Source organism: Syntrophomonas curvata, from assembly GCF_052976825.1.
This window is the reverse complement of record NZ_CM129641.1, coordinates 621,579-645,535: the sequence shown is the minus strand read 5'-3', so window position 1 is coordinate 645,535 and position 23,957 is coordinate 621,579. Positions and strand designations below refer to the sequence as shown.

General features: G+C 43.5%; 8 protein-coding genes (1 of these 8 only partly in view). All 8 read right to left on the bottom strand.

Features of this window, described 5'->3' with window-relative positions; translation table 11 throughout:
• Positions 1–20 precede the first annotated feature (20 nt).
• A complete protein-coding gene (locus ACU70B_RS02740; protein ID WP_447184831.1) occupies positions 21–7,508 on the bottom strand; it encodes an SDR family NAD(P)-dependent oxidoreductase in 7,488 nt (2,495 codons plus the stop codon).
• An 88-nt stretch (positions 7,509–7,596) separates the two neighbouring features.
• Positions 7,597–8,349 carry a polyketide synthase gene (locus ACU70B_RS02735; protein ID WP_447184830.1) on the bottom strand — a complete coding sequence of 251 codons (753 nt, stop codon included), beginning with the start codon at positions 8,347–8,349 and terminating at the stop codon, positions 7,597–7,599.
• A 121-nt stretch (positions 8,350–8,470) separates the two neighbouring features.
• Positions 8,471–11,590 carry a beta-ketoacyl synthase N-terminal-like domain-containing protein gene (locus ACU70B_RS02730; protein ID WP_447184829.1) on the bottom strand — a complete coding sequence of 1,040 codons (3,120 nt, stop codon included), beginning with the start codon at positions 11,588–11,590 and terminating at the stop codon, positions 8,471–8,473.
• Positions 11,591–11,815: 225 nt separating this feature from the next.
• Entirely contained in the window at positions 11,816–12,583 is a 768-nt protein-coding gene (locus ACU70B_RS02725) for an enoyl-CoA hydratase/isomerase (RefSeq protein ID WP_447184828.1), read from the bottom strand.
• On the bottom strand, positions 12,580–13,842 hold the full coding sequence (locus tag ACU70B_RS02720; protein ID WP_447184827.1) for a hydroxymethylglutaryl-CoA synthase family protein: 1,263 nt from the start codon (positions 13,840–13,842) through the stop codon (positions 12,580–12,582). Before ACU70B_RS02720 ends, ACU70B_RS02725 begins: the two co-directional genes overlap by 4 nt.
• 29 nt (positions 13,843–13,871) lie before the next feature.
• Positions 13,872–15,107, bottom strand: a complete 1,236-nt coding sequence (locus ACU70B_RS02715) for a beta-ketoacyl synthase N-terminal-like domain-containing protein (RefSeq protein WP_447184826.1) — start codon at positions 15,105–15,107, stop codon at positions 13,872–13,874.
• Positions 15,085–15,324: an acyl carrier protein gene (locus ACU70B_RS02710; protein WP_447184825.1), complete on the bottom strand. Its 240-nt coding sequence runs from the start codon at positions 15,322–15,324 to the stop codon at positions 15,085–15,087. Before ACU70B_RS02710 ends, ACU70B_RS02715 begins: the two co-directional genes overlap by 23 nt.
• Positions 15,325–15,492: 168 nt before the next feature.
• Positions 15,493–23,957: the 3' end of a non-ribosomal peptide synthetase gene (locus ACU70B_RS02705; RefSeq protein WP_447184824.1), read on the bottom strand. The gene runs 11,893 nt beyond the window's last position; the window shows 8,465 of its 20,358 coding nt (coding positions 11,894–20,358); its start codon lies beyond the right edge, outside the window; the stop codon is at positions 15,493–15,495.

The window sequence follows — 23,957 nt, the reverse complement described above, 5'->3', positions numbered from 1 at the left end:
CGATTCAAGGAAAAAATTTTTCATGATAACCGAGATATAAATGCTCTGTCTTCTTCAGACAGTAGCCCGAACATTTCCGCTTTTCTCTTGTTTTTTGCCTTGGTTTTATCTTCCGATATGGTTAATTGCCTGGATAGCTCACTAATAGTTGGGTACTCGAACAGTTGCTTAACCGATAACTGTAGCCCCTCTATTTTGGCTAAAGACATTACTTGGAGACAGAATATGGAATCACCTCCTAAGCTGAAGAAATTGTCATTAACACCAAAATTACTTACCCCCAAAACCTTGCCCCATATATCTGCTAATACCTTTTGAACCGGTGTAGCGGGCGCAGAATCATCTTCCCGGTAGGGTTTGTTTTCTGACAACTCGTATAAATCATTGCTAGTTCCCACCTGCTCATAATTGCTTTTACCAGATATATCTTCGTTTTCTGGTACCCAATAGCGTTTATTGGCAAAAGGGTAGGTAGGCAGACTGATCCGACGAGGCTTTTTATCTTCATAGAACTTAACCCAATTAAGATCCAAACCTTTGGTCCAAAGATCTGCGAGTTTTGCATATTTTCCTTTAGCAATCCAGGCTTTCACCGCTATTTGCATATCTTCGTCTTCCGCAAAAACAGCCAGAGCCTTCTTATACTGTTTCACGGAACCCCGATAAAGATCATCAATAAACTCCCGCCCTTCCAAGAAATCTTCTAATTTTTTCTGCAACTCTCCGATAGATTTCACGATAAGCGCCAAGCGGTATTCCATGCTTTCACGCCCTATCTGCAAGGTATAGGCTATATCAGTCAAGTGAATATCAGAAAAATTTTGTTCATTAATCGCTATCAATAATTGCCGTACTCGTTCTTTAAGCAGATTCTCATTTTGGCCGGATATCACCAAGAGCGCCGGTTTATCATCGGAAATTGCCGCCGGCAGCAAATTTTCAGCCTTGTTAACGTATTCTTCAATTACTATATGGGCATTGACACCACCCAGACCAAAAGAACTTATCCCAGCTCGCCTGGGAATTTCCTCTCCTTTTGAATCCCTTAACGCCTCCCATTCCCTGTTTTTCTGCAGGATGTAAAATGGGCTGCCCTCCAGCTTTATATAGGGACTAACAGTTTCACAATGGAGGCTTTTGACTAACTGCTTATTTTTCAATTGCAATAAGACTTTAATAACACCTGCAATTCCTCCAGCTAACTCTAAATGCCCAATATTGCTCTTAACTGTGGCCAATCCGCAATGAGCGTTGAAAATTCGTGATTCCCCTGTCATTTCATAAAGCTTTCTAAAGGCTGCAATTAATCCGTTGATTTCCAATGAATCACCCAATTCAGTTCCCGCAGCATGAGCCTCAATATAGGTGACTGTCCTGGGGTCAATTCCTGCTTTGGTGTAAGCCTCAACAAGCAATTCCGCCTGGGCTCTTGGATTTGGTGCAGTCGGTGAATTGGACCGACCTCCGTGATTAACTGCACTGCTGCGAATAACTCCATAGATATGGTCTCCTTCAAGCTCCGCATCTTTGAGTCTTTTCAAAACAATCATCCCCACTCCTTCGCCTCTGACATAACCGTTGGCTTTGTTAGAGAAGGATTTGCATTTGCCGTCCTCAGAGAGGACTCCGGCTCGGCTGGAACTAATTTGTGAATCTGGAGCTAATATGGTGTTAATCCCACCTGCAATGGCCATATCGCAATTCCCATTCCTTAAAACTTCTATTGCCCGGTGAATTGCCACCAATGAACTTGAACATGCAGTTTCTACAGGCTCACTGGGTCCATGAATATTAAGAAAATGGCTCATCCGATTGGGACCCATAGATGGTAATGTCTTTAAAGAATGGCCTTGATTAGGTACACGAAAAACCAATCCGCTATAACCGCTACTAGCCATTCCCACAAAAATAGCGGTGTTGGTTCCATCAAGACTCCGGCCCGAGTATCCTGCATCTTCTAACCCCTTCCAAATATAGGTCATCAACAGACGCTGCTGAGGATCCATAAGCTGGGCTTCTTTCGGAGCTATCCCAAAGAATAATGGGTCAAACTCATCCACACCTTTTATAAAGCCGCCCTTCTTAATGCTTTCTCTATTAACATCTTCTATAAACTCGTTATAATCTTCCCAGTTCCAACGTCCTTTGGGGGTTTCAGAAATGCAGTCCCTGCCCTCTTGCAGATTTAACCAAAATTGTTTTAAATCATCAGCCATAGGAAAAATCCCGCTCATTCCTATAATAGCAATAGGATCCGAGCCTATAGAATCGGTTGCCGATAATGTCTGAGGCATTGATTTATCGGTTTGCAATCGGAAGGTATTTTTACGGTTAATCATCTGTTCAGCTTTAATTTGAGTGAATCGAGTTGAGGGCAAATCTTTAATTTGAACACCATATGGCGGTTCAAAACTGGCACTGTAGGTTTCTGCCAAATAATCCGCAAAGCTGCGAAGAGTTGGATATTCAAAGAGTATGGAGGGTACTAAATCAAGTCCATATTTTTCATTAAGTATTCTTGCAAATCTATTTAGAGTTATTGAATCAAATCCGTATTGATTAAATTCCATGTCAAGATCAATATCTTCCATATTAACTTTGAGCAGTTTGTATATTTCTTGTATCAAATACGACCGTATTTTATATGGTAAGTCTCCGTAATCAATTTTGGTTATTGGACCGAAATCATTAACAGCTTTAGGAAATTCCAAGCCCAAAGATGTATCAGAAAACAGTTTCTGTTTAATTCGGGCGACTTCCCCTACAACCACCATTACTTGTTGATCACCACAGGCCATAGCTTGATATAATACTTGCATGCCTGTTTTGGTCTGCATAGCTGCCATACCTGTACTCTGCAGTATCAATTTTTCGTTTTCTTCATCAATCTTCATTCCGCCTTCTTTCCACCAAGGCCAGTTTATTGACAGAGTTTTACCCTGCCTTTTTTTTGCTATCATCAGTTTATTCCGGTATTCAGCATAGGCGTCCATAAAGGCGTTGGCGGCTGCATAATCGGCCTGGCCCGGATTACCCATAACCCCAGCTATTGAAGAAAATAAAATGAAGAAATCAAGGTTTAAATCCTGGCTTGCTTGATCCAGATAAACCAAGCCTTTTACCTTTGGCGCCAGTACCTCTTCCACTTCTTCTATGTTTTTATTTATGATGAGATTATCGTTTATCACTCCTGCACTATGAACAATCCCATTAATATCCCCGTATTTTTCTTTAATATAACGTATTAAATCTAAAACTTGCTCTTTATTGGTTACATCAGCCCGCTTGTAATCGACGTGTGCGCCTAGTTCTTCCAAGCTTTTCAGCTTAACTTGTTTATCTTTGTTAAGGTGCGATCTCCCGGTTAAAATTAAATTGGCACTCTTAATCTTTTTCACTATCTCTTTAGCCAAGATAAGCCCCAAACCTCCGGCGCCGCCAGTAATCAAATAGACCCCCCGGTCTTTCCAGGGGATCTTTGTTTCTTCCTGAGATACTTCTATTTCGCTCCAGTCTAAAACATAACGCTTTCCGTTTTCATACCGAATCTGTTTGTCAACTGGACTTTGTTTATTCTCTTTTATTATTTTAATGATCTCCCCTAATTCTTGCCCTGGTTCTACTTCGATGAACTGTCCGGTTAACTTTGGATTTTCCATATGGGCAGTTTTTAATAACCCTGAAAGTCCGGAAAAAAGTTTTCGTTCGTCTTGAGTGGATCCAACTATCTGTATTAAAATCGATGTTTTAGGTTTGTATTTGAGGATGTTATATATCTCCTCAAATACCTGAATCGAATAGTTTTGAAACCGCTCCTCAATACTATCATGTCTAGATTTTAAGGTAATGATCCTTGCTCCCTGCAAATAGGTTTGAATGCTTGCGCAAGATAGTTCCTCGCCGAGCATTACCAGATGTTCGGTATATTCAAGCCTTTTGGCTTCTTGAACAATGCCTTTTTCTTTCCAGCATGGGGCTATCATCAGTGTCCCTCGGTCAGTTGCTCTACCTGTCTCATCCCCTTCACTTTCCAGCATTCGTGAAGTATACCCTTTGATTCGTGCACAGATGTATCCTTGCTCATCACATAAATCAATATCCAATCTCTGTATCAGGTCTTCTGCTTTACTTCCGGTGCTGAATCTAATGTAAGCCCACATCTTTGGTGTGCAGCTTTGAAGTACCTCAAGTTCTTGCAGGGCAAAAGGCACTAAGGGCTTAATATTTTTAGCGGAACTGAAATGCATTGGATTCTCTGAGCTTAGCGCCAAACCAATGGATGATTGCAACGCTGAATCAATTAAAGCAGGATGCAGAATATATTTATCTTGAGTATGCGAAATTGAAGAAGGCAAAGAGAGTTGGGCCAGGATTTGGTTTGAACCAATAAATATCTCTACAATACCACGGTGTCCTGCGCCATATTCAATCCCCATTTTATCAAAAGCCTCATAGCATTGTTCGGAATTAAGACTACTCCGGCTACATTCAGCCTGTAAAGTATTAATATCCAATTGGGCAGACTCTTTAGACCAATTTATTACGGCATATCCTTGACTGTATGGTATTGGCCCGGTTTCTGCTTCACAGTAGATTTCAAAAGCTATATCATCATTTTCTTCCGGATAGAGTCCTATGTTTACTTTTACTGGTTCTTCTCCTACGATGACGGGCTTTGCCCAGACGATGTTCTTAAATTTCAGTTGGCTTTGAACTTCTTTTCCAGTTGCCTGCACAACAGCTGCACGCGCCATTTCAAGATGAGCTGCTCCTGGCAGGACCCGCTGCCCCTTTACCACATGATCCTTAAGAAAAAACTCCCGACCAGTAAATGTCGAACTAAACATCTGTTTGGTCAGGTCAGAAATGTTTTGGTGAAGCAGGGGATGAATGCAGTCAGCAATATCCGGAATTGAAGTATCACTTGATTCACTGTCTGTCTCAGGTATCCAACACCTTTGTCTGGCGAAGGGATAGGTTGGCAAGCTGATCCGCGCGGGCTTGAGATTACCATATAATGTGTTCCAATCAAAATCAAAGCCCTTAACCCATAATTCTGCCACTTTTTTTATTTTTCCCGTTTCAATCCAGGTTTTAACTAATGCTTTGGCATCTTCATCATTTTCAAAAATAGCCACCTGCTCTTTATTCCCTTTTACCCGGGCAGTTAATAAGCCTTTAGTTGAATTGTTTTTAATAAATGCCTCAAGTGCATTTTGTATAGCTTCTCTGGAATTTGCCGAAAATGCCATTCGATAGTCCATTGCTTCACGGCCCACCTGCAAAGTATAAGCCATATCTGCCAGGTTTATATCTTCCCGAGTTTCTAAATAGGTCAGTAATGACTGGGCATAGGTTTTCAATTGTTTTTCTGTTCTGGCAGACAATATGAATATTAATGGGTGGTCGGTGTTTACTGCAAAATCGTTTTCTTTCGGTATGTATTCTTCGATGACCATATGGGCATTGGTGCCGCTAAAACCAAATGAACTTACACAGGCCCGTCTAGGTATTCCTTGGCTTGATTCCCATGGCTTTAATTCAGTATTTATGTAAAAAGGAGAATCTTCAAAGTCAAATTCTTCATTGGGAGTTTTAAAATTCAATGTCGGTACCAAACTGCTATGTTTTAAACACAGCAGCACTTTCTGAACACTTGCCACACCCGCTGCTGCCGAGGTGTGGCCTATATTGCTTTTGACGGAACCGATTGCACAATAATTCCTCCGGTTGGTTTTTTCCTTATGCACAGTAGATAATGCTTCTAATTCAATTGGGTCTCCAAGTTTTGTTCCTGTTCCATGCATTTCGACATAGCTTATGCTTTCAGGATGTATATCATATTTGGCGTATATTTCACGTTCCAACTCAATCTGGCTGTTAACACTGGGAGCAGTAATCCCATTAGTCATACCATCCTGGTTTATCCCTGAACCAATAATAATGCCGTATATATTATCATTATCACGTTCTGCATCTTTTAGCCTTTTTAAAACCAATGCCCCGGCACCTTCTCCCGGGACAAAACCATCAGCACTATTATCAAAGGTTTTGCACTGCCCTTCTGGAGATAACATTCCAGCTGCACACATTCCTATGAAGGATTCTGGGATAAGATATAAACTAACGCCTCCTACTAATGCCATGTCTATCTCGTGATTTAATAATGCTTGGCAAGCCAGATGATTTGCCACCAACGATGCGGAACATGCAGTATCGATCGCTATGGCAGGGCCTTTTAGATTAAGAAAATAAGGTATGCGTGCAGCTGCTATTGAAAAGCTATTGCCGGTAGTACTCATAGCTCCTACTTGATTTTTGTTCATCATCATGCCGTATTCATTACTCATAATCCCCAGATAAACACCGCATTTTTTACCGTTTAACGATTGACGGCTGTATCCGGCATCTTCAAATGCCCTGTATCCTTCTTGTAAAAAAATCCGGTGTTGTGGATCCATTAGTTCTGCTTCGGTAGGAGAAATATTAAAAAACAATGGATCAAAATATTCTATATCATCTAGTAATCCGATCCATTTGCAGTAGTACTTTCCATTTTGCATGGGACGGGGATCATAATATTTATTAACATCCCAGCGACAGGAAGGTATTTCTTTAATTGAATTCCTGCCCTGAACTAAATTGTCCCAATATTTTTCCAAATCGTGAGCATCAGGATAACGACCAGACATTCCGATAATTGCTACCGCTTCTTGACGTGTTAAATCAAAACTGTTCTCTTCACTTATGAAGATATTTTCTTGAGGGTATAATTCTAAATTATTTATTGATTTTGTTAAATTCGTTTGCTTTTCATTCATTGGTCTGTCCGATTTTTTCCGCAAGCTGCTTTTATCTGAATGCAAAGGTAAAGTAAGGCCAAATGATAATTCTGTTTTTTTATCCTGATTTTTTCTCGAGTTGCTAATTGCCGATTGTTCAGGCAGAATGTCTAAGTTTATTAACTTAAATTCTTGTGCTTTTTTGACATTATTCTCATTTGATTCATCCGGATACACCAGCATTTCTTGTTTCTTTAATATTTCCCGTTCTAAAAACCCAGCAAATTCACGAATGCTAGGATAATCATAAATCTTGGTTGTTTTTAATGAGATTCCATATTGATTATTTATACCTTTAATCCAAACCATTCCTATAACTGAATCCAAACCCATTTCGATAAATTTTTTATCTATGTCAATATCACTTGGCTCTACATATAATACGTTTGCTAAACTTATTATGAGTTCCTGATGCAATGATTCCTCCGCAACACCAACTTGCCCCCGCATTGTTAGTTTCGATTCATCTCTCATTTTAAACTCTGGATTCTTATCCCCTGGATCTTTAAGCCACTGCTGATTTTGCTTCACGGGATTTAAGGAAATCCCTTTTGGTTTCTCATACGCTTCATTTAAAACTGACTTCGACATTTCCAATTTCATTCTAGCCTCTTCCGGAGTTATCTCTTTGGCCTCCAGTGCACGCAGAATCTCATGTAAAATCATAATGCCATCCCCTTTGCAGGTTATTCATAATCAACTCGTTTATATCTAATTTAATAATGTTAGGATTTATAAAAGCACTAAAAAGGAATTATTCTTTTCCATATAAAGAATTTATAAGTGCTTTAACTTGCGGGTTATGGAAGGTCTTTTCATGCATTGCCAACTCTTTTTCTATAATTTTCGGAAGTTCTTCTCGGATGGGGTTAACAAGGTGGTCCTTTAACACAATTAATGAATTGCGGGGTTTCTCTGCCACACTTCGTGCTAATTGAAGTGCATAGTTCATCACTTCCTGTCTCGGCAATACAGGAAAAGGAATTGCCCTTTTTTCAAGTTCTTGACCACGAAAATAGTTACCGCTTAACAATAACTCCTCAGCTAAACTGAACCCCAATTTTTTGGATAAAATATAAGTAGAACCCAAACCAGGCGTAAATCCATATCTCATAAAATTTGTAGTGTAAATGCTTTCTCGGCTCAGAATTACAAAATCAGCATATAATCCGAGAACAAAACCTCCGCCAATTCCGTGACCTTGCATTGCTGAAATAACTGGAATTCTACAATCCAATGCCAGACTGTAGATGTTTAAATCGTTAAATTTGGCATTGCCTTCAAATATAGACAATAAGCCATCTTTAGTTCCTCCCGAAGCGAAATAATTATCATAGCCTGTTAAGATTACAACTTTGTAATGAAGATTTGCCTCTATTGATTCAAATGCTTCCATTAAGCCACTGATTAATTCCCTGGTAAATGTATTTTTATTAGCTTTGTCTTGCATTTTAACTAAAGCAATATCGGGTTCAACCTCATATAAATCAACCACGGAATGTCCCATTTCCTCTCTCCTATTCTTGTGCTTTAATCAATAATTTTTTGTTAAATAAAAGGATTTATTTAAACATCCAAGGTATTTAGATCAAGTAATGACTATTTAGCCAATTACTTTAATGCCTGAATTATTGCCAAGCGGAGCTGTTAACAAGTATTTTTTCTGCCTGCTCTATATTCAGAGTGCCATTAAAAACACATTCCCATAGCTCATTTAGTGATATTGTTGATGAGACTGGGTGTAGAGGCTGTAAACCTCTATTCCCTTCTCCTTTACTTAATTCGCTTTTGATGAACCCGGCTAAAGCATGAATATTGGGATAATCGTATATCTTGGTTGCTTTTATACTCGTTCCAAATTGTTTATTTATGGCTTTCATCCATATCATTCCTATAACCGAATCTAAACCCATATCAATAAATTTTTTGTCTGTATCAATATCAATCGGTTCAACATATAATGCTTGGGCCAAGCTTTTTGTAAGTTCTTCCCGCAAACTGTGTTCCGAAATAGCGGTCTCGTCGGAAAGTACAGATTGTGAATAAGAATTTCGGGAATTTTGTAAAGTAAATGATGATTTATTTAACTGATGGGTTGGATGCGAAGTATTATCAATTAAAATGTGGGCGGAATATAAGGGTTGTTGTGATAAAGCTTGCAGGGAAATTCCCTGTGGCTTCTCTGATATACTATTTAAACACGGTTGCGGTATAGTTCGAACTCCTTGCTGAGAGTTTAAAAATATTTCTGAAGTAGCGGAGATATTTTGCTGGAAAGATGAGGGATTGAGGAAATCGCCGATTGATCTTTGGATGCTATTGCCATAGGAATTAGCATTAAAACTTGGCACCCAACAACGTTTTTGGGCAAAGGGATAGGTGGGCAGACTGATCCGGCGGGGTTTCACTTCCCCGTAGAGCTTGTTCCAATCGAAGTTCAAACCCTTTACCCAAAGGTTCAGAAGCTTGGCATATTTCCCCCGTTCAAACCATTTGGCGATGATTTCCTGCATCTCTTCATCAGCGGCTAATACCGACAGGGTGTCTTTGTTCCGTTTTACCTCTCCCATGTACAATTCATCGTTCCTGTCCTGTCCCGTTGCAAATGCCTCTAGTTTTTCTATGAGCTCAGGTATTGAACCTACTATCACCCCCATGCGTTCTTCCATAGCTTCACGCCCAACCTGCAGGGTATAAGCTATGTCGGCCAGATTGCTCTCAGAGAATTGTTCCTCCTCTATGGCCGCCAGTAATCGCTCGGCCTGTTCCTGCAGCCGCTCTTTGTTTTTCGCTGACAATACGATGATGGCCGGGTTCTGAGGAGTTATGGCGATTGTAGCCCTTTCCGGGTCACGCGGGATGTATTCCTCGATCACGACATGAGCGTTGGAACCCCCCGCTCCAAAGGAGGAGATTCCCGCCGCCCTCGGCATCTCCCGGCCATTTATCACCGGGCGTTTCCATTCCCCCAGTTCCTGCTGGACGATAAAGGGGGTTATGCTGAAATCTATGTTGGGATTCAGTACCTCCGAATGCAATGAAGGTACCAACTGGTGATATTTGAGCTGCAATATTACTTTGGTCAGCCCGGCAATACCGGCTGCACTTTCACAATGCCCGATATTCGATTTGGCTGATCCAATCGCGCAAAACTGTTTGTCCTGAGTGTATTCCCGGAAGGTTTTTGTCAAACCGGCGATTTCAATAGGGTCTCCCAGGGAAGTCCCGGTGCCGTGTGCTTCTATATAACTTAGGCTTCTCGGATCAATTCCCGCTGCTTTTATGGCTCGGCCTATTACACCGGCCTGGGCATTAGGGTTGGGGACTGAGTATCCATTGGTCTTCCCGCCATGATTAATTGCGGTTGCCCTGATAATTCCGTATATATGATCACCGTCAGCTGCAGCTTTGAACAATGGTTTAAGCAGTACGGCTCCTACACCTTCTCCAGGCACGTAGCCGTCTCCTCCCTGCCCAAAGCTTTCACACCGCCCCTTGCTGGATACAAACTTTCCTTGGCCTAATCCCAGGTATTTGTTGGGATGGATGGAGACATTAACTCCGCCTGCAATCGCCAGCTCGCACTCGCTTCGCTGTAAACTTTGGCACGCTAAATGGATTGCGGTCAAGGAGGATGAGCACATGGTATCTAAAGCCATGCTGGGCCCATGGAAGTTGCAGAAGTACGAAACCCGATTGGCTATCGATGATGGATTGCCGGATAGTGCTATGGGCCTTCCCTGCATCTGTTCCTGGACTCCGTACAACTGGTACTCCTCATACATCACTCCCACATATACGCCTACATTCCCTGCCAAACCGCGGTCCTTGTGCCTGCTGAGGTTTTCCCGGGTATATCCCGCATCCTCCAGGGTTTCATAAACGCATTGGAGAAATAAACGTTCCTGAGGGTCCATGATTTCTGCTTCGCGGGGTGAGATATTGAAAAATAGGGGATCAAATTCATCTACACCTTCTATAAAGCCTCCCCACTTGCTATACGTCTTTCCAGGCTTATCTTTGTCTTCATCGAAATACAGGCTGTGATCCCACCTATCCTGGGGGATCTCTGTGATGCAATCAATGCCGTCCCGCAAGTTCTTCCAGAATTCCTTAATATTGCCGGCCTGCGGATAGCGGCCGGCAATACCGATAATAGCTATGTCCAACGCCTCTTTGTTTTTTTCTTCCCTGGGTTCTATCCCAATAGATGCCAGGCGGGAACGCCCGCGGCTATTAAGGGATATTTCCCGAGGCTGTTGCAAGCCAATATAGGCTTTGGTATTTTCCGCTGCTGTTCTGTCCCCCAGTCCTAATATTCCGATTAGCTGGTCAGAATAGAATTCAATAAAATACCCGGTTAATGCCTGGATGTTTTGATATTCAAAAAACAGTGTCTTGGGCAATGATCCGAATGTTTTCTCTAATTGTTTGGTCATTTTCATGGCCATGATGGAGTCAATCCCATATACTTCCATCGGAGCATCCGCTTCAATCCGGTGCGCCGGCAGTTTAATAACCGAAGAAAGCAGTCTTTTTAAATAGTTTGCAGTTTTTTCCTCCAGTGTCCCTGGTTCGATATCCAGTAATCCTTTCTCTGTTGCCCTGTACTCATTTTTCGAAACCAATGCAGTACCATTAATAATTCTTAGTTTATTTTGAATTTGTTTAATCTGTTTTATAGCATCTTCTTGACTTATCTCTTGCTCCTTTATCTTTTTGTATAAAACCTTTAATGAATTATTCATTGCTTATCGCCCTGCCTTTCTGTTTGGCCCCTAACCGACAACTTAATCTGGTACCTTTTAAACTGGAGGAGCAAATATGCAACGCCAAAGGTACCACAAGAACTCAAAGACCAATTGTTAAAAAATTACCGGAAGTTGGCAGATGTTAAGAGTTTTTGTCCAATGTCAGGGGGGCATCCCGCTTTCACATGCTACATATAAATACCCTCTTATCAACCTTTTGGGTTATCTATCTTCCCATGGAAATTGCCCCGTTTCGATAAACCGGTAAATCCCCTCGATGTTGTTCGGGTCGGCAAATATCTCTCGGTTAGCCTTTATAGCCAAGTTTTTGGATATGATTAATAAATCATTCAATTCATTCATATAGCGTTTATACCGCATGATAGCCGTTTTGGATAGATTCCTCAGGCGAAGCAGATGCTTGCGCAGCAGAAACTCACTCCGGTCATCATAGGCATCCACTAAACCCCAGTCATAGGCTTGTTTAACTGATATTGGCTGAGTTATTAATGTTAAATAATGCGCTTTCTGAAATCCTATCCGGCGAATCAAAAATGGAAGAACACAAGCAGGAAAAAGCCCGAAAAGTAATTCCGATAAGCTAAATTGCGCTGTTTGATCAGCTATTACAATGTCACTGCCAGCAACAAACCCTACACCCCCGGCATTGACCCTTCCCCTAACATGAGCAATTGTTATAAAAGGTCCTTGAGACAATTCCAACCATAAATCATACATGGGTTCCGGACTTTGATCTTTTAGCTGTTTGCCGGAATTATTTGCATGCATGTCATGAAAATCAGCGCCAAAGCAGAAAACTTCCGGCAATCCTTCCAAAACAATAATATTGACAGATTTTCTGCATAAGTCTATAACTCTATGGCATTCTTCAATTAAAAGACCGTTGATTGTATTGTTGGCTTCGGGGCGGTTGAATTGAATAAAACATATTGGTTCCTGCATGCGTACTTTAATCGTCTGGTACATCATACTCCCCACCTGTACTCACGATGAAACTCCCTGATCTCTTCCAACAAAAGGCGTTCTTTCCCCCGGCACGATTTCAGTGCTCCCGGAATTAAATCAAGATCCAGCCTGACGTTTCGAGTACCGAATTTCACCGCACTGCTGCCTAACAACAAGCTATGGTATTCATCCATGGACAACTTATATCGTTCACCCAGTTCTCGCTCAATCTGGAAGCGTTGCTGGCGTTCCTGGCCATGTGATGTTACGACACCACTATAAAATTCGGAGCAGCAACCTGAACCATAGGAGAAACAACCGATTCGCTTGGGACTGTCATACTGGCCTTGATCTATGGTACTGGCCAGGTTCAGGAACACAGTACCGCCCATGATGTTTCCCACCCGCTGGCAATAGATGATTCCCGGCATTACCCTTTCGTTAAAATCCTCTTCTATCTGAGCAGGATTCGCTTGTGTCATTTTTCGCATCATAGTGCGATGTGCTCCTTTTACCATTCCCCCAAACGGAGTATGGAAAACAAGATACTGGAATGTATCTTGATAATTTATTCCAGACACCCGTTTCTTATATTCCAAGAAGGCATTCTCGCAGCAATCAAGATAGGATAGCAATGATAGATCCGCATCTCCGGCATCGCTGTCGGGAACGGGACGGCAGGTATCCATCACCTCATAACCATAGTACCCATTGGCACCCACGTCCACTTGAAACACATAAGGCCTTTCACTGATTAACATCGCCACAGCTCCTGCACCTGAACTCGGTTCCGCATAAGACCAATCTTCGGTCAGGGCATCCCCTCCTTCAGTAACCATAAATCTAGATATATCAGTTCCGATTACCAAAGCTTTAGCCCCTGGTGAAGTTTGTGACAAAATAAAGTTGACTGCCATTTGAAATCCGGCAGTTCCTGAATAACAAGCATTTTTGAGTTCAAACAACCGGCAATTTCGGTTTAATCCTAAATAATGATGAATATAGGTGCTGAGAGATTTACCAAAATCAATTCCTGATTCAGTACAGGTTATCAGCATTTCAATACGGTCTTTTTCTTTTCCAGAAAGGGAGTCTACTAATGATTTTGCCGCATTTACTCCATATGTAACCGGATCTTCATAAGGCAGAGCTACAGCCTTTTCTTTCATAAGCAGATTATTGAACCTGGTCGTATCTAATTGACGATACTGCGCTAATTCCATTACATCCAAATAGGCTGTCCCACCGAAAACGTTCATCGCTTCAATTCCAACAGGAATCATTGCCTTACCCTCCTCGCATTTAAACAGTTTTATGCCTTTTGCAAACAAATTGCCGTATTTATTCCGCCAAATCCAAAACTTAGATTCAGAGCATGTTCAATAGCATGGGGAATAGATTGGTCACGTACCCAATTGAAAGATGTATCTATAGGATTCTCAAGATTTCTGGTAGGATGAAGTCTGGCTTCTTTCATCTGCAGGAGAGTTGCTATAATTTCCACAGTGCCGGCAGCACTCAAACCATGACCGATTATGGATTTTGTACCATTAATATATGCATGTGAGAGCTGGCAGTCACGGATTGCTGCAAGTTCTATCTCATCTCCAATAACTGAACCTGTTCCATGAGGGTTGATATAATCAATTTCATTTGCTGACAAATTTGCATGTCTTAATGCATTTTGAATAACCCGCACCTCGCCTTCATATGAGGGGTTAGGGTTCCTATTTCCGTCCATCCTAACAGCCCATCCTTTTAACATCGCGTAGGGTTGGACACGGCGTTTTTCTGCAGTACCTGCTCGTTCTATAACAACCGCTCCACAGGCCTCTCCATAAATAAATCCGTCCCTTTGTTTATCAAATGGGCGGCAAGCCCGGGAAGGTTCCTCGGCATACCGGTCACTTCCCATAGCTCCTAAAAGTCGTAAGGACTGGCACTCAAGGTATGATAAATCCATTAATGCTCCCAATGCTATGCATATATCAACTTGCCCGGTCTGGACCGCTTGTATTGCCTGAATAATTGCCATATGACCGCTGGCAGAGGCGCTTCCGACTGTATATGCCATACCCTTGATTCCAAACTGCTCTGTACAGAAGCCGCACAGATCGCTATCCATAAAGGATAGTCCATATGTCGGTCTGATAAAATCAATTCGTTCTGCATATTTTTCAAAATTCTCAAGCAGCTCTCGCTGCTTAAAATTAGATCCGCCAATCACCAGCCCGATACGGCTCGAGTCCATTTCATCCAATTTAGCCTCATCCCAAGCCTCATGAAGGGTAATCATTGCCACCTTATCGGTATATGACGCTGTTCGCAGCAACCGTTTTGAAAGACGCTCCGGATTGGTCAAAGAAGATATCTCTGCCCCTATAAACGAAGTTTTATTTTGTCTGCCGGGGCGTTGCATAATCCCAAATGCATCCTGACCTTTAAGCAGCTTTTGTACAAAAAGGCTTTTGCCCTGACCAATCGCCGAAGTAATTCCAATACCCGTAATTAACAAATCAGAGTCATCATAATTTTGCATAGAATACATTGGCCAATTCTCCTATGCTTTTTGCTCCATATAATTCTGATGGCGGAATCTTAAGAGATAACACTTCCTTAACCCTCGTAATGATTTCCGCTCGATCCACAGAATTAGCACCCAGATCAACCAGCTTATCATCAAGCCCAAATTCTTGACCTTCCAACTCTGGAATCACCTCATAAATGTTGCTTACGATAAGTTCAATAATATCTTGTTTGTTCATTTTTTCTCCTCCCCATATCGGTATTTGCGTTTGAAGTAGTCAAACAACCTAGTCTATTCAAAAAGATTGTCAAAACTTATTGACCAAATCAGAAAATAATATTAAAGGACAACTTGAAACCGTATTGTAAAGAACCATAAACTGCCCATTTATACGGGGTTTTGCCTTTCACATGCTGCTGATTAATCTTTCAAATTGTTGTTCTGATAATTCATCGTTTAATATTTTGGTAAAGATATTTTTATATAACGCATCCTCTGGCTTTTGTGAATTAACATTCGGATAATTCAGAATTTGTTTAAAATTCAGTCCCATATAATCCCTTATCTTTTCAATATCACCCTCCATCACCATTGCCTGGGCCTTACTTAAGGACAGTGCGCGGTAAAGTGCTCGAATACCGCTGGAAGTCTGCATGGCAACCAAACCCATGGTTTGCATCAGCATCTCTTCGGTTTCTGCATCGACCTTCATTCCGCTCTCTTTCCATAACGGCCAGTTGACGGACAGCGTCTTCCCTTGTCTCTGCTGCAACGCTGCCAGGTTGTTGCGATATCCGGCATAGGCATCCATAAAAGCATTGGCGGCTGCGTAATCAGCCTGGCCAAGGTTGCCTAAGGCTCCCGCCACCGAAGAGAAGAGTATGAAGAAATCCAGATCCATATCCCGGCTGGCCTGATCCAGGTTTACTAATCCGTTTACCTTGGAAGCCAATACTTCTTCGATTTCCTCTTTTGTTTTCTTAATGATGTAGTTATCCCTTATCACGCCGGCACTATGGAGAATGCCATCCAGGGTCCCGAATCTTTCCCTGATATGCTTCATCAGATCAATAACTGCTTTTTGGTCGGATATGTCGACCCGCCTGTATTCTACCCGGGCACCCAATGCCTCAATCTCATTGATCTGAGCTTCTTTGTCCTGGTTAAGCTTTGACCTCCCCGTAAGGATCAGGGTGGCATCTTTTACTTTGCCGGCGATATCTCCGGCAAAGATCATACCCAATCCTCCGGCTCCGCCGGTAATTAAATAGACCCCCCGGTCTTTCCAGGGGATCTCTTCGTTTTCTCTGACATCTTCAATTTCATTCCACCCTAAAATATATCTTTTACCGTCTTGATATCGTATCTGGTTATCTGAGGGACTTTGGCTGTTTTCTTTCAGTTTTGCAATGATCCCTTCCAAGCTTTCTCCGGCTTCTATTTCTATTACCTGCCCTATGAGTTTGGGATTTTCTGATTGGGCGGTCTTTAATAGTCCTGTTAATCCGGTAAGCATTTGTTGTTCCTCTTCTCCCGAAACCACAACCTGTACCAATACTTTGCCCCCGGCCTTGTTTTTCAAGATTGTTTGAATCTCTTCGAAGGTCTGAATGACATAGTCATTAAACCGTCCCTCAATGTTATCCTGACCGGATACCAGGGTGAGGCAGCGTACCCCTTTCATCTGCTTTTCCAGGTTTCTCCGGCTTATTTTACTTAGTTCACTGATGATTACCAGATGATCTGTATACTCAAATACGCCTTCCACTGTAACGGGGTATTCCTGCCAATCGGGCCTGAGCAGCAGCGTTCCTATGTTGCCGCCTGATACTACGCTATCCTCTTCAGCGCTTTCCAAATCTCTGGATGAGAAGCCTCTCATCCGTACACAAACGGTTCCATTTTCATCACATATATCTATATCCATTTTAAGTCCCTTGGCACTAGTTTTTCTTCCGTCGCTGTATCGAAGCAGCGCCCACATCTTGGAGGTGCAGGGTCCCAGCACTTCCATCTCTTGCAGGGCAAAAGGCACCGATGCTTCCAGGGAATCATCAGCGTCTCCGGACCCTATCATCAAACCGATAGAGGACTGCAGAGCAGCATCCATCAAACTGGGATGTAATACATATTGATTCTGTGTATTTAAAACGGAGAAAGGCAAGGACAGTCTGGCCAGGGCTTGATCCGCTCCGATATATACCTCTTCAATCCCGCGGTGTCCCGGACCATATATGATCCCCATCTCTTCATATTTATCGTAGCATTGGCCGGGTGATAGTCTTTTTTGACTGCATTGGGCCTGCAGGACAGCCAAATCGAGTGATGGAGCTTCGGTGACCGGCTGCAGTATGGCGTTGCCCTGGCTGTATATGACAGGTTCTTCTTCTTTGCTTTCCGGCCGGGTATAGATTTCATAGGCGATCTCTCCGCTCTCCTCGGGGTAAATTCCGATATGCACCTGGACGGGCCGATCTTTTACCGTAATCGGCCTGGCCCATATCACGTTTTTAAGCTTTATCCTGCCCGGCTCTTCTATTAAGCCATCGGTTGCCTGCTCGATTGCTGCCCGGGCCATCTCCAGATATGCAACTCCGGGCAGCATATTCTGACCCTGTACGATATGATCCTTAAGGAAAAATTCCTGTCCGGTAAAGGTAGAACTGAACCGCTGTTCCGACAGGTTGGAGGTATTTTGATGAAGCAGCGGATGAAGTACGGCAGATATAACCTGGCTGGCTTTCCGGCTTGCAGATGGTGAATCTGTTTCAGGTATCCAGTAGCGCTCTCTGGCAAAGGGATAGGTGGGCAGACTGATCCGGCGGGGTTTCACTTCCCCGTAGAGCTTGTTCCAATCGAAGTTCAAACCCTTTACCCAAAGGTTCAGAAGCTTGGCATATTTCCCCCGTTCAAACCATTTGGCGATGGTTTCCTGCATCTCTTCATCAGCGGCTAATACCGACAGGGTGTCTTTGTTCCGTTTTACCTCTCCCATGTACAATTCATCGTTCCTGTCCTGTCCCGTTGCAAATGCCTCTAGTTTTTCTATGAGCTCAGGTATTGAACCTACTATCACCCCCATGCGTTCTTCCATAGCTTCACGCCCAACCTGCAGGGTATAAGCTATGTCGGCCAGATTGCTCTCAGAGAATTGTTCCTCCTCTATGGCCGCCAGTAATCGCTCGGCCTGTTCCTGCAGCCGCTCTTTGTTTTTCGCTGACAATACGATGATGGCCGGGTTCTGAGGAGTTATGGCGATTGTAGCCCTTTCCGGGTCACGCGGGATGTATTCCTCGATCACGACATGAGCGTTGGAACCCCCCGCTCCAAAGGAGGAGATTCCCGCCGCCCTCGGCATCTCCCGGCCATTTATCACCGGGCGTTTCCATTCCCCCAGTTCCTGCTGGACGATAAAGGGGGTTATGCTGAAATCTATGTTGGGATTCAGTACCTCCGAATGCAATGAAGGTACCAACTGGTGATATTTGAGCTGCAATATTACTTTGGTCAGCCCGGCAATACCGGCTGCACTTTCACAATGCCCGATATTCGATTTGGCTGATCCAATCGCGCAAAACTGTTTGTCCTGAGTGTATTCCCGGAAGGTTTTTGTCAAACCGGCGATTTCAATAGGGTCTCCCAGGGAAGTCCCGGTGCCGTGTGCTTCTATATAACTTAGGCTTCTCGGATCAATTCCCGCTGCTTTTATGGCTCGGCCTATTACACCGGCCTGGGCATTAGGGTTGGGGACTGAGTATCCATTGGTCTTCCCGCCATGATTAATTGCGGTTGCCCTGATAATTCCGTATATATGATCACCGTCAGCTGCAGCTTTGAACAATGGTTTAAGCAGTACGGCTCCTACACCTTCTCCAGGCACGTAGCCGTCTCCTCCCTGCCCAAAGCTTTCACACCGCCCCTTGCTGGATACAAACTTTCCTTGGCCTAATCCCAGGTATTTGTTGGGATGGATGGAGACATTAACTCCGCCTGCAATCGCCAGCTCGCACTCGCTTCGCTGTAAACTTTGGCACGCTAAATGGATTGCGGTCAAGGAGGATGAGCACATGGTATCTAAAGCCATGCTGGGCCCATGGAAGTTGCAGAAGTACGAAACCCGATTGGCTATCGATGATGGATTGCCGGATAGTGCTATGGGCCTTCCCTGCATCTGTTCCTGGACTCCGTACAACTGGTACTCCTCATACATCACTCCCACATATACGCCTACATTCCCTGCCAAACCGCGGTCCTTGTGCCTGCTGAGGTTTTCCCGGGTATATCCCGCATCCTCCAGGGTTTCATAAACGCATTGGAGAAATAAACGTTCCTGAGGGTCCATGATTTCTGCTTCGCGGGGTGAGATATTGAAAAATAGGGGATCAAATTCATCTACACCTTCTATAAAGCCTCCCCACTTGCTATACGTCTTTCCAGGCTTATCTTTGTCTTCATCGAAATACAGGCTGTGATCCCACCTATCCTGGGGGATCTCTGTGATGCAATCAATGCCGTCCCGCAAGTTCTTCCAGAATTCCTTAATATTGCCGGCCTGCGGATAGCGGCCGGCAATACCGATAATAGCTATGTCCAACGCCTCTTTGTTTTTTTCTTCCCTGGGTTCTATCCCAATAGATGCCAGGCGGGAACGCCCGCGGCTATTAAGGGATATTTCCCGAGGCTGTTGCAAGCCAATATAGGCTTTGGTATTTTCCGCTGCTGTTCTGTCCCCCAGTCCTAATATTCCGATTAGCTGGTCAGAATAGAATTCAATAAAATACCCGGTTAATGCCTGGATGTTTTGATATTCAAAAAACAGTGTCTTGGGCAATGATCCGAATGTTTTCTCTAATTGTTTGGTCATTTTCATGGCCATGATGGAGTCAATCCCATATACTTCCATCGGAGCATCCGCTTCAATCCGGTGCGCCGGCAGTTTAATAACCGAAGAAAGCAGTCTTTTTAAATAGTTTGCAGTTTTTTCCTCCAGTGTCCCTGGTTCGATACCGGGTACCCCGTTGTCTGACCCGGCGGAAGATGAGAATTGCGTTTCGGCAGTTTGTTCCAATGCCGATACCTTAAGTCGCTTGATTTCCCCTTCCATCACCATAATCTGATCATTGCCGGAAGGTAGGCTTTGATATAAGGCCTGTATGCCGGTTGAGGTCTGCATGGCAACCAGACCCGTATTTTGCAGAATCATCTCTTCAGTTTCTTTATCGACATGCATTCCGCCCTCTTTCCATAGCGGCCAATTGATCGACAGGGTCTGTCCGCAGCGCTGGCCTGCAGCTACTAACGTATTTCTGAACCCGGCATAATTATCCATAAAGGCGTTGGCAGCCGCATAATCAGCCTGACCCGCATTGCCCACGGCTCCCGCCCCGGAAGAAAAGAGGATGAAGCAGTCCAGGCTCAGATCCTTGCTGGCCTGGTCTATATTAATCAGCCCGGCAACCTTGGGGGCCATAACTTCCAAGAATTCTTCTTTTGTTTTTTTGATGATGAAATTATCCCGGATTACCCCTGCCCCGTGGATGATACCATTAAGCCTTCCATATTTTTCCCGGACGGTTTGCAGCAATTCATCTGTATCCTGCTTTTGGCTTACATCAGACTGCCTGTATTCAACCCGGGCACCCATTTCCTCCAGCTCTTTAAGCCGGGCTTGCTGGTTTTCATTGAGCCATGATCTTCCCGTGAGAATCAAGGTTGCAGCTTTTGCTTTTCGGGCGATTTCTCTGGCAAAGATCATTCCTAATTCTCCGGCTCCGCCGGTAATTAAATAGACCCCCCGGTCTTTCCAGGGGATCTGGGTTGCTTCATTATTTATTTCAATTTCATTCCAGCTATGAAGATATCGTTTGCCGTCCTTATATCGAATATGGCTGTCAACGGGGCTGCAGCTGTTTTCCTTCAGTTTTTCGATTATGCCTTGGGTATCTTCCCCAGGCTCGATTTCAATCAGTTGCCCAAATAGTTTGGGATTTTCCAATTGCGCACTTTTCAGCAGGCCGGAAAGCCCGGAGAAAAGCTGCCGTTCATTTTCAGCGGTAACTATTATCTGCATCAATACTTTGTTTTTAGGTTTATCCCGGAGAATTTTCCGGGTTTCTTCAAAGGCTTGAAGAGCATAGTTTTGAAAACGTTCGGCGATACTTTGTTGCCGGGATTGCATAACAATGCATTGAACCCCGCTTAGTTGAGATTCGATGACTTCCGGAGAAATATTGTCCGGCTCACAAAGCAGCACCAGATGCCGGGCGTATTCAGGAACCGCTTTTGGCCTGATAAGCTTTTCTTCTTTCCAACCGGGTCCAAGCAACATTGTACCTATATTCGTTCCTGCCAAACTGCCTTTTTGCTCCAGGGCCCGCAATGAAACCCCTTTCATCCGTACACAAATCTTACCTGCTTCATCGCATATATTAATATCGAGTTTTTGTATTTTGTCCCCTGCTTTACTTCCTTCACTGTATTTCACCCAAGCCCACATGACAGAGGTACATTTACTGATGATTTCAAGCTCTTGCAAGGCAAAAGGAAGAGCTGGACCGATCTGACCGGGGCCGGATATTGTATCGCCCATATATATACCAATCGCAGCCTGTAAGGCCGCATCTATTATACTTGGGTGCAAAACAAATTGCTCCCGGGTACCAGCTACAACTGAAGGTAAGACCAGTTTTGCTAATACCGAATCAGTTCCTGCATACAACGCTTCAATTCCCCGGTGGGCGGGACCGTAGCTGACCCCCATAAAACGAAAGATTTCATAGCATTGAACAGATGATAGGATACTCCGGTAATTACTGCGCAAGGAGGTTAAGTCCATATTTATCTCTTCTCTTATTTTACCTAGTGTTGCTCTCCCTTGACTGTATACTTTCTTTTCATCAAACCCGCCGTATATTTCATAGACAATTTCGCCATTATTTTCAGGGTAAAGCCCAATATGTATCGACACCGGCTGTTCACCTGCTACGATGGGTTGGGTCCATACAACATTCTTTAGCTGTATCATAGCCTGGTCTTCCATTATTGATCCGGCCGCTTGCTCTACTGCAGCCCGGGCCATCTCAAGACAGGCCACTCCAGGTAATATCTTCCGCCCCTGTACCACATGATCTGCCAGGAAAAACTCCTGACCTGAAAAGGTGGACGTAAACCGCTGTTCAGTAAAGTCGGATGTATTCTGATGCAGCAAAGGATGTATGAGACTAGCCATACCTGAACCTGCTGCATTAACAGCGCTCTTTTTCTCAATATCAGGTACCCAGTAACGTTCCCGCGCAAAAGGATAGGCAGGCAAGCTGATACGCCGGGGCTTGATTTTACCGTAGAGTTTATTCCAGTCAAATTTCAAACCTTTGACCCAAAACTCCAGTAGTTTGGTATATTTTCTGCGCTCAATCCACTTATTAAGAGCTTCCTGCATTTCTTCATCGGTTGTAAAAATAGCCATGGTGTTTTTATTATGTTTCACCTGCCCTCGGTACATATCTTCAATACTCTCCTGTCCTTCCAAATAGCCGTAAAGCCTCTCCGTAAGCTCAGTAATCGATCCTACGATCACACCCAGCCGTTCTTCCATAGCTTCGCGTCCCACCTGTAATGTATAGGCTATATCAGCAAGGTCGGATTTAGAGTACTGTTCTTCTTGGATCACATCCAGTAATTGTTTCACTTTTTCCTTTAACTGCTCTTCGTTCCTGGCTGACAGTACTATAACTGCCGGGTTTTGAGCATTTATATTAAATTGTTCTGGTTCATTCCGGCTCATATATTCTTCAATGACTATATGAGCATTAGATCCTCCGGCGCCGAAGGAAGAGATACCGGCAATTCTGGGATACTCTCGAGCTTCTCCGTTAATTCCGATAACCGGTCTTTTCCATTCGCTAAGTTCCTGCTGGACGACGAAAGGGCTATTGCTGAAATTAATATTGGGATTCAATTCTTCAGAATATAAGCTTGCGGCGATTTTTTTATGTTTCATTTGCAGTATTATTTTAGTGATTCCGGCAATACCGGCTGCAGCTTCCAAATGGCCAATATTGGATTTTACTGAACCGATAGCGCAGAATCCCGTATCTTTAGTATCCTTATGAAAGGCTTGATTTAATCCTGTTATTTCAATAGGATCGCCAAGTTCAGTTCCGGTTCCATGTGCCTCAATATAACTTATCATCCGGGCATTTACCCCTGCCCTGTCCAAAGCCGACCTAATAAGCTCTTCCTGGGCAATGGGATTAGGTACCGTAAAGCCGTTGGTTTTCCCGCCGTGATTGATACTTGTACCGCGAATGACTGCATATATGTGATCCTGATCTTCTATAGCTTGAGATAGACGCTTCAGCAAAACAGCTCCTACCCCTTCACCAGGTACAAATCCGTTGCCCCCTTTGCCAAAGCTTTTGCATTTCCCTTCCGTTGATAGCATTTGCTTGGCACATAGCCCAACATAGCCGGAAGGATGGAGATATAAATTCACTCCTCCCGCGATCGCCATCTCGCATTCTCCATGATTAAGATGTTCACAGGCTTCGTGGATAGCAGTCAGCGAAGAGGAACACATGGTATCAATCGGTATGCTGGGGCCATGAAAATTCATATAATATGAAATTCGGTTAGCAACCGAGCTGAATGAGGTCATGGGATATATTTGTTCGCCATTTTCCCATAATTCTGGGGCATACAGATCATATCCGGTTTTGGTGATTCCCGCATAAACACCGACCCGCCCTCTATACTGTGACGCGATTTGCTCCCGGGTATATCCTGCATCCTCCAATACTTCCCAACAGGATTCCATAAATAAACGCTCCTGAGGATCCATATTGATCGCTTCCCGGGGTGCGATATTGAAAA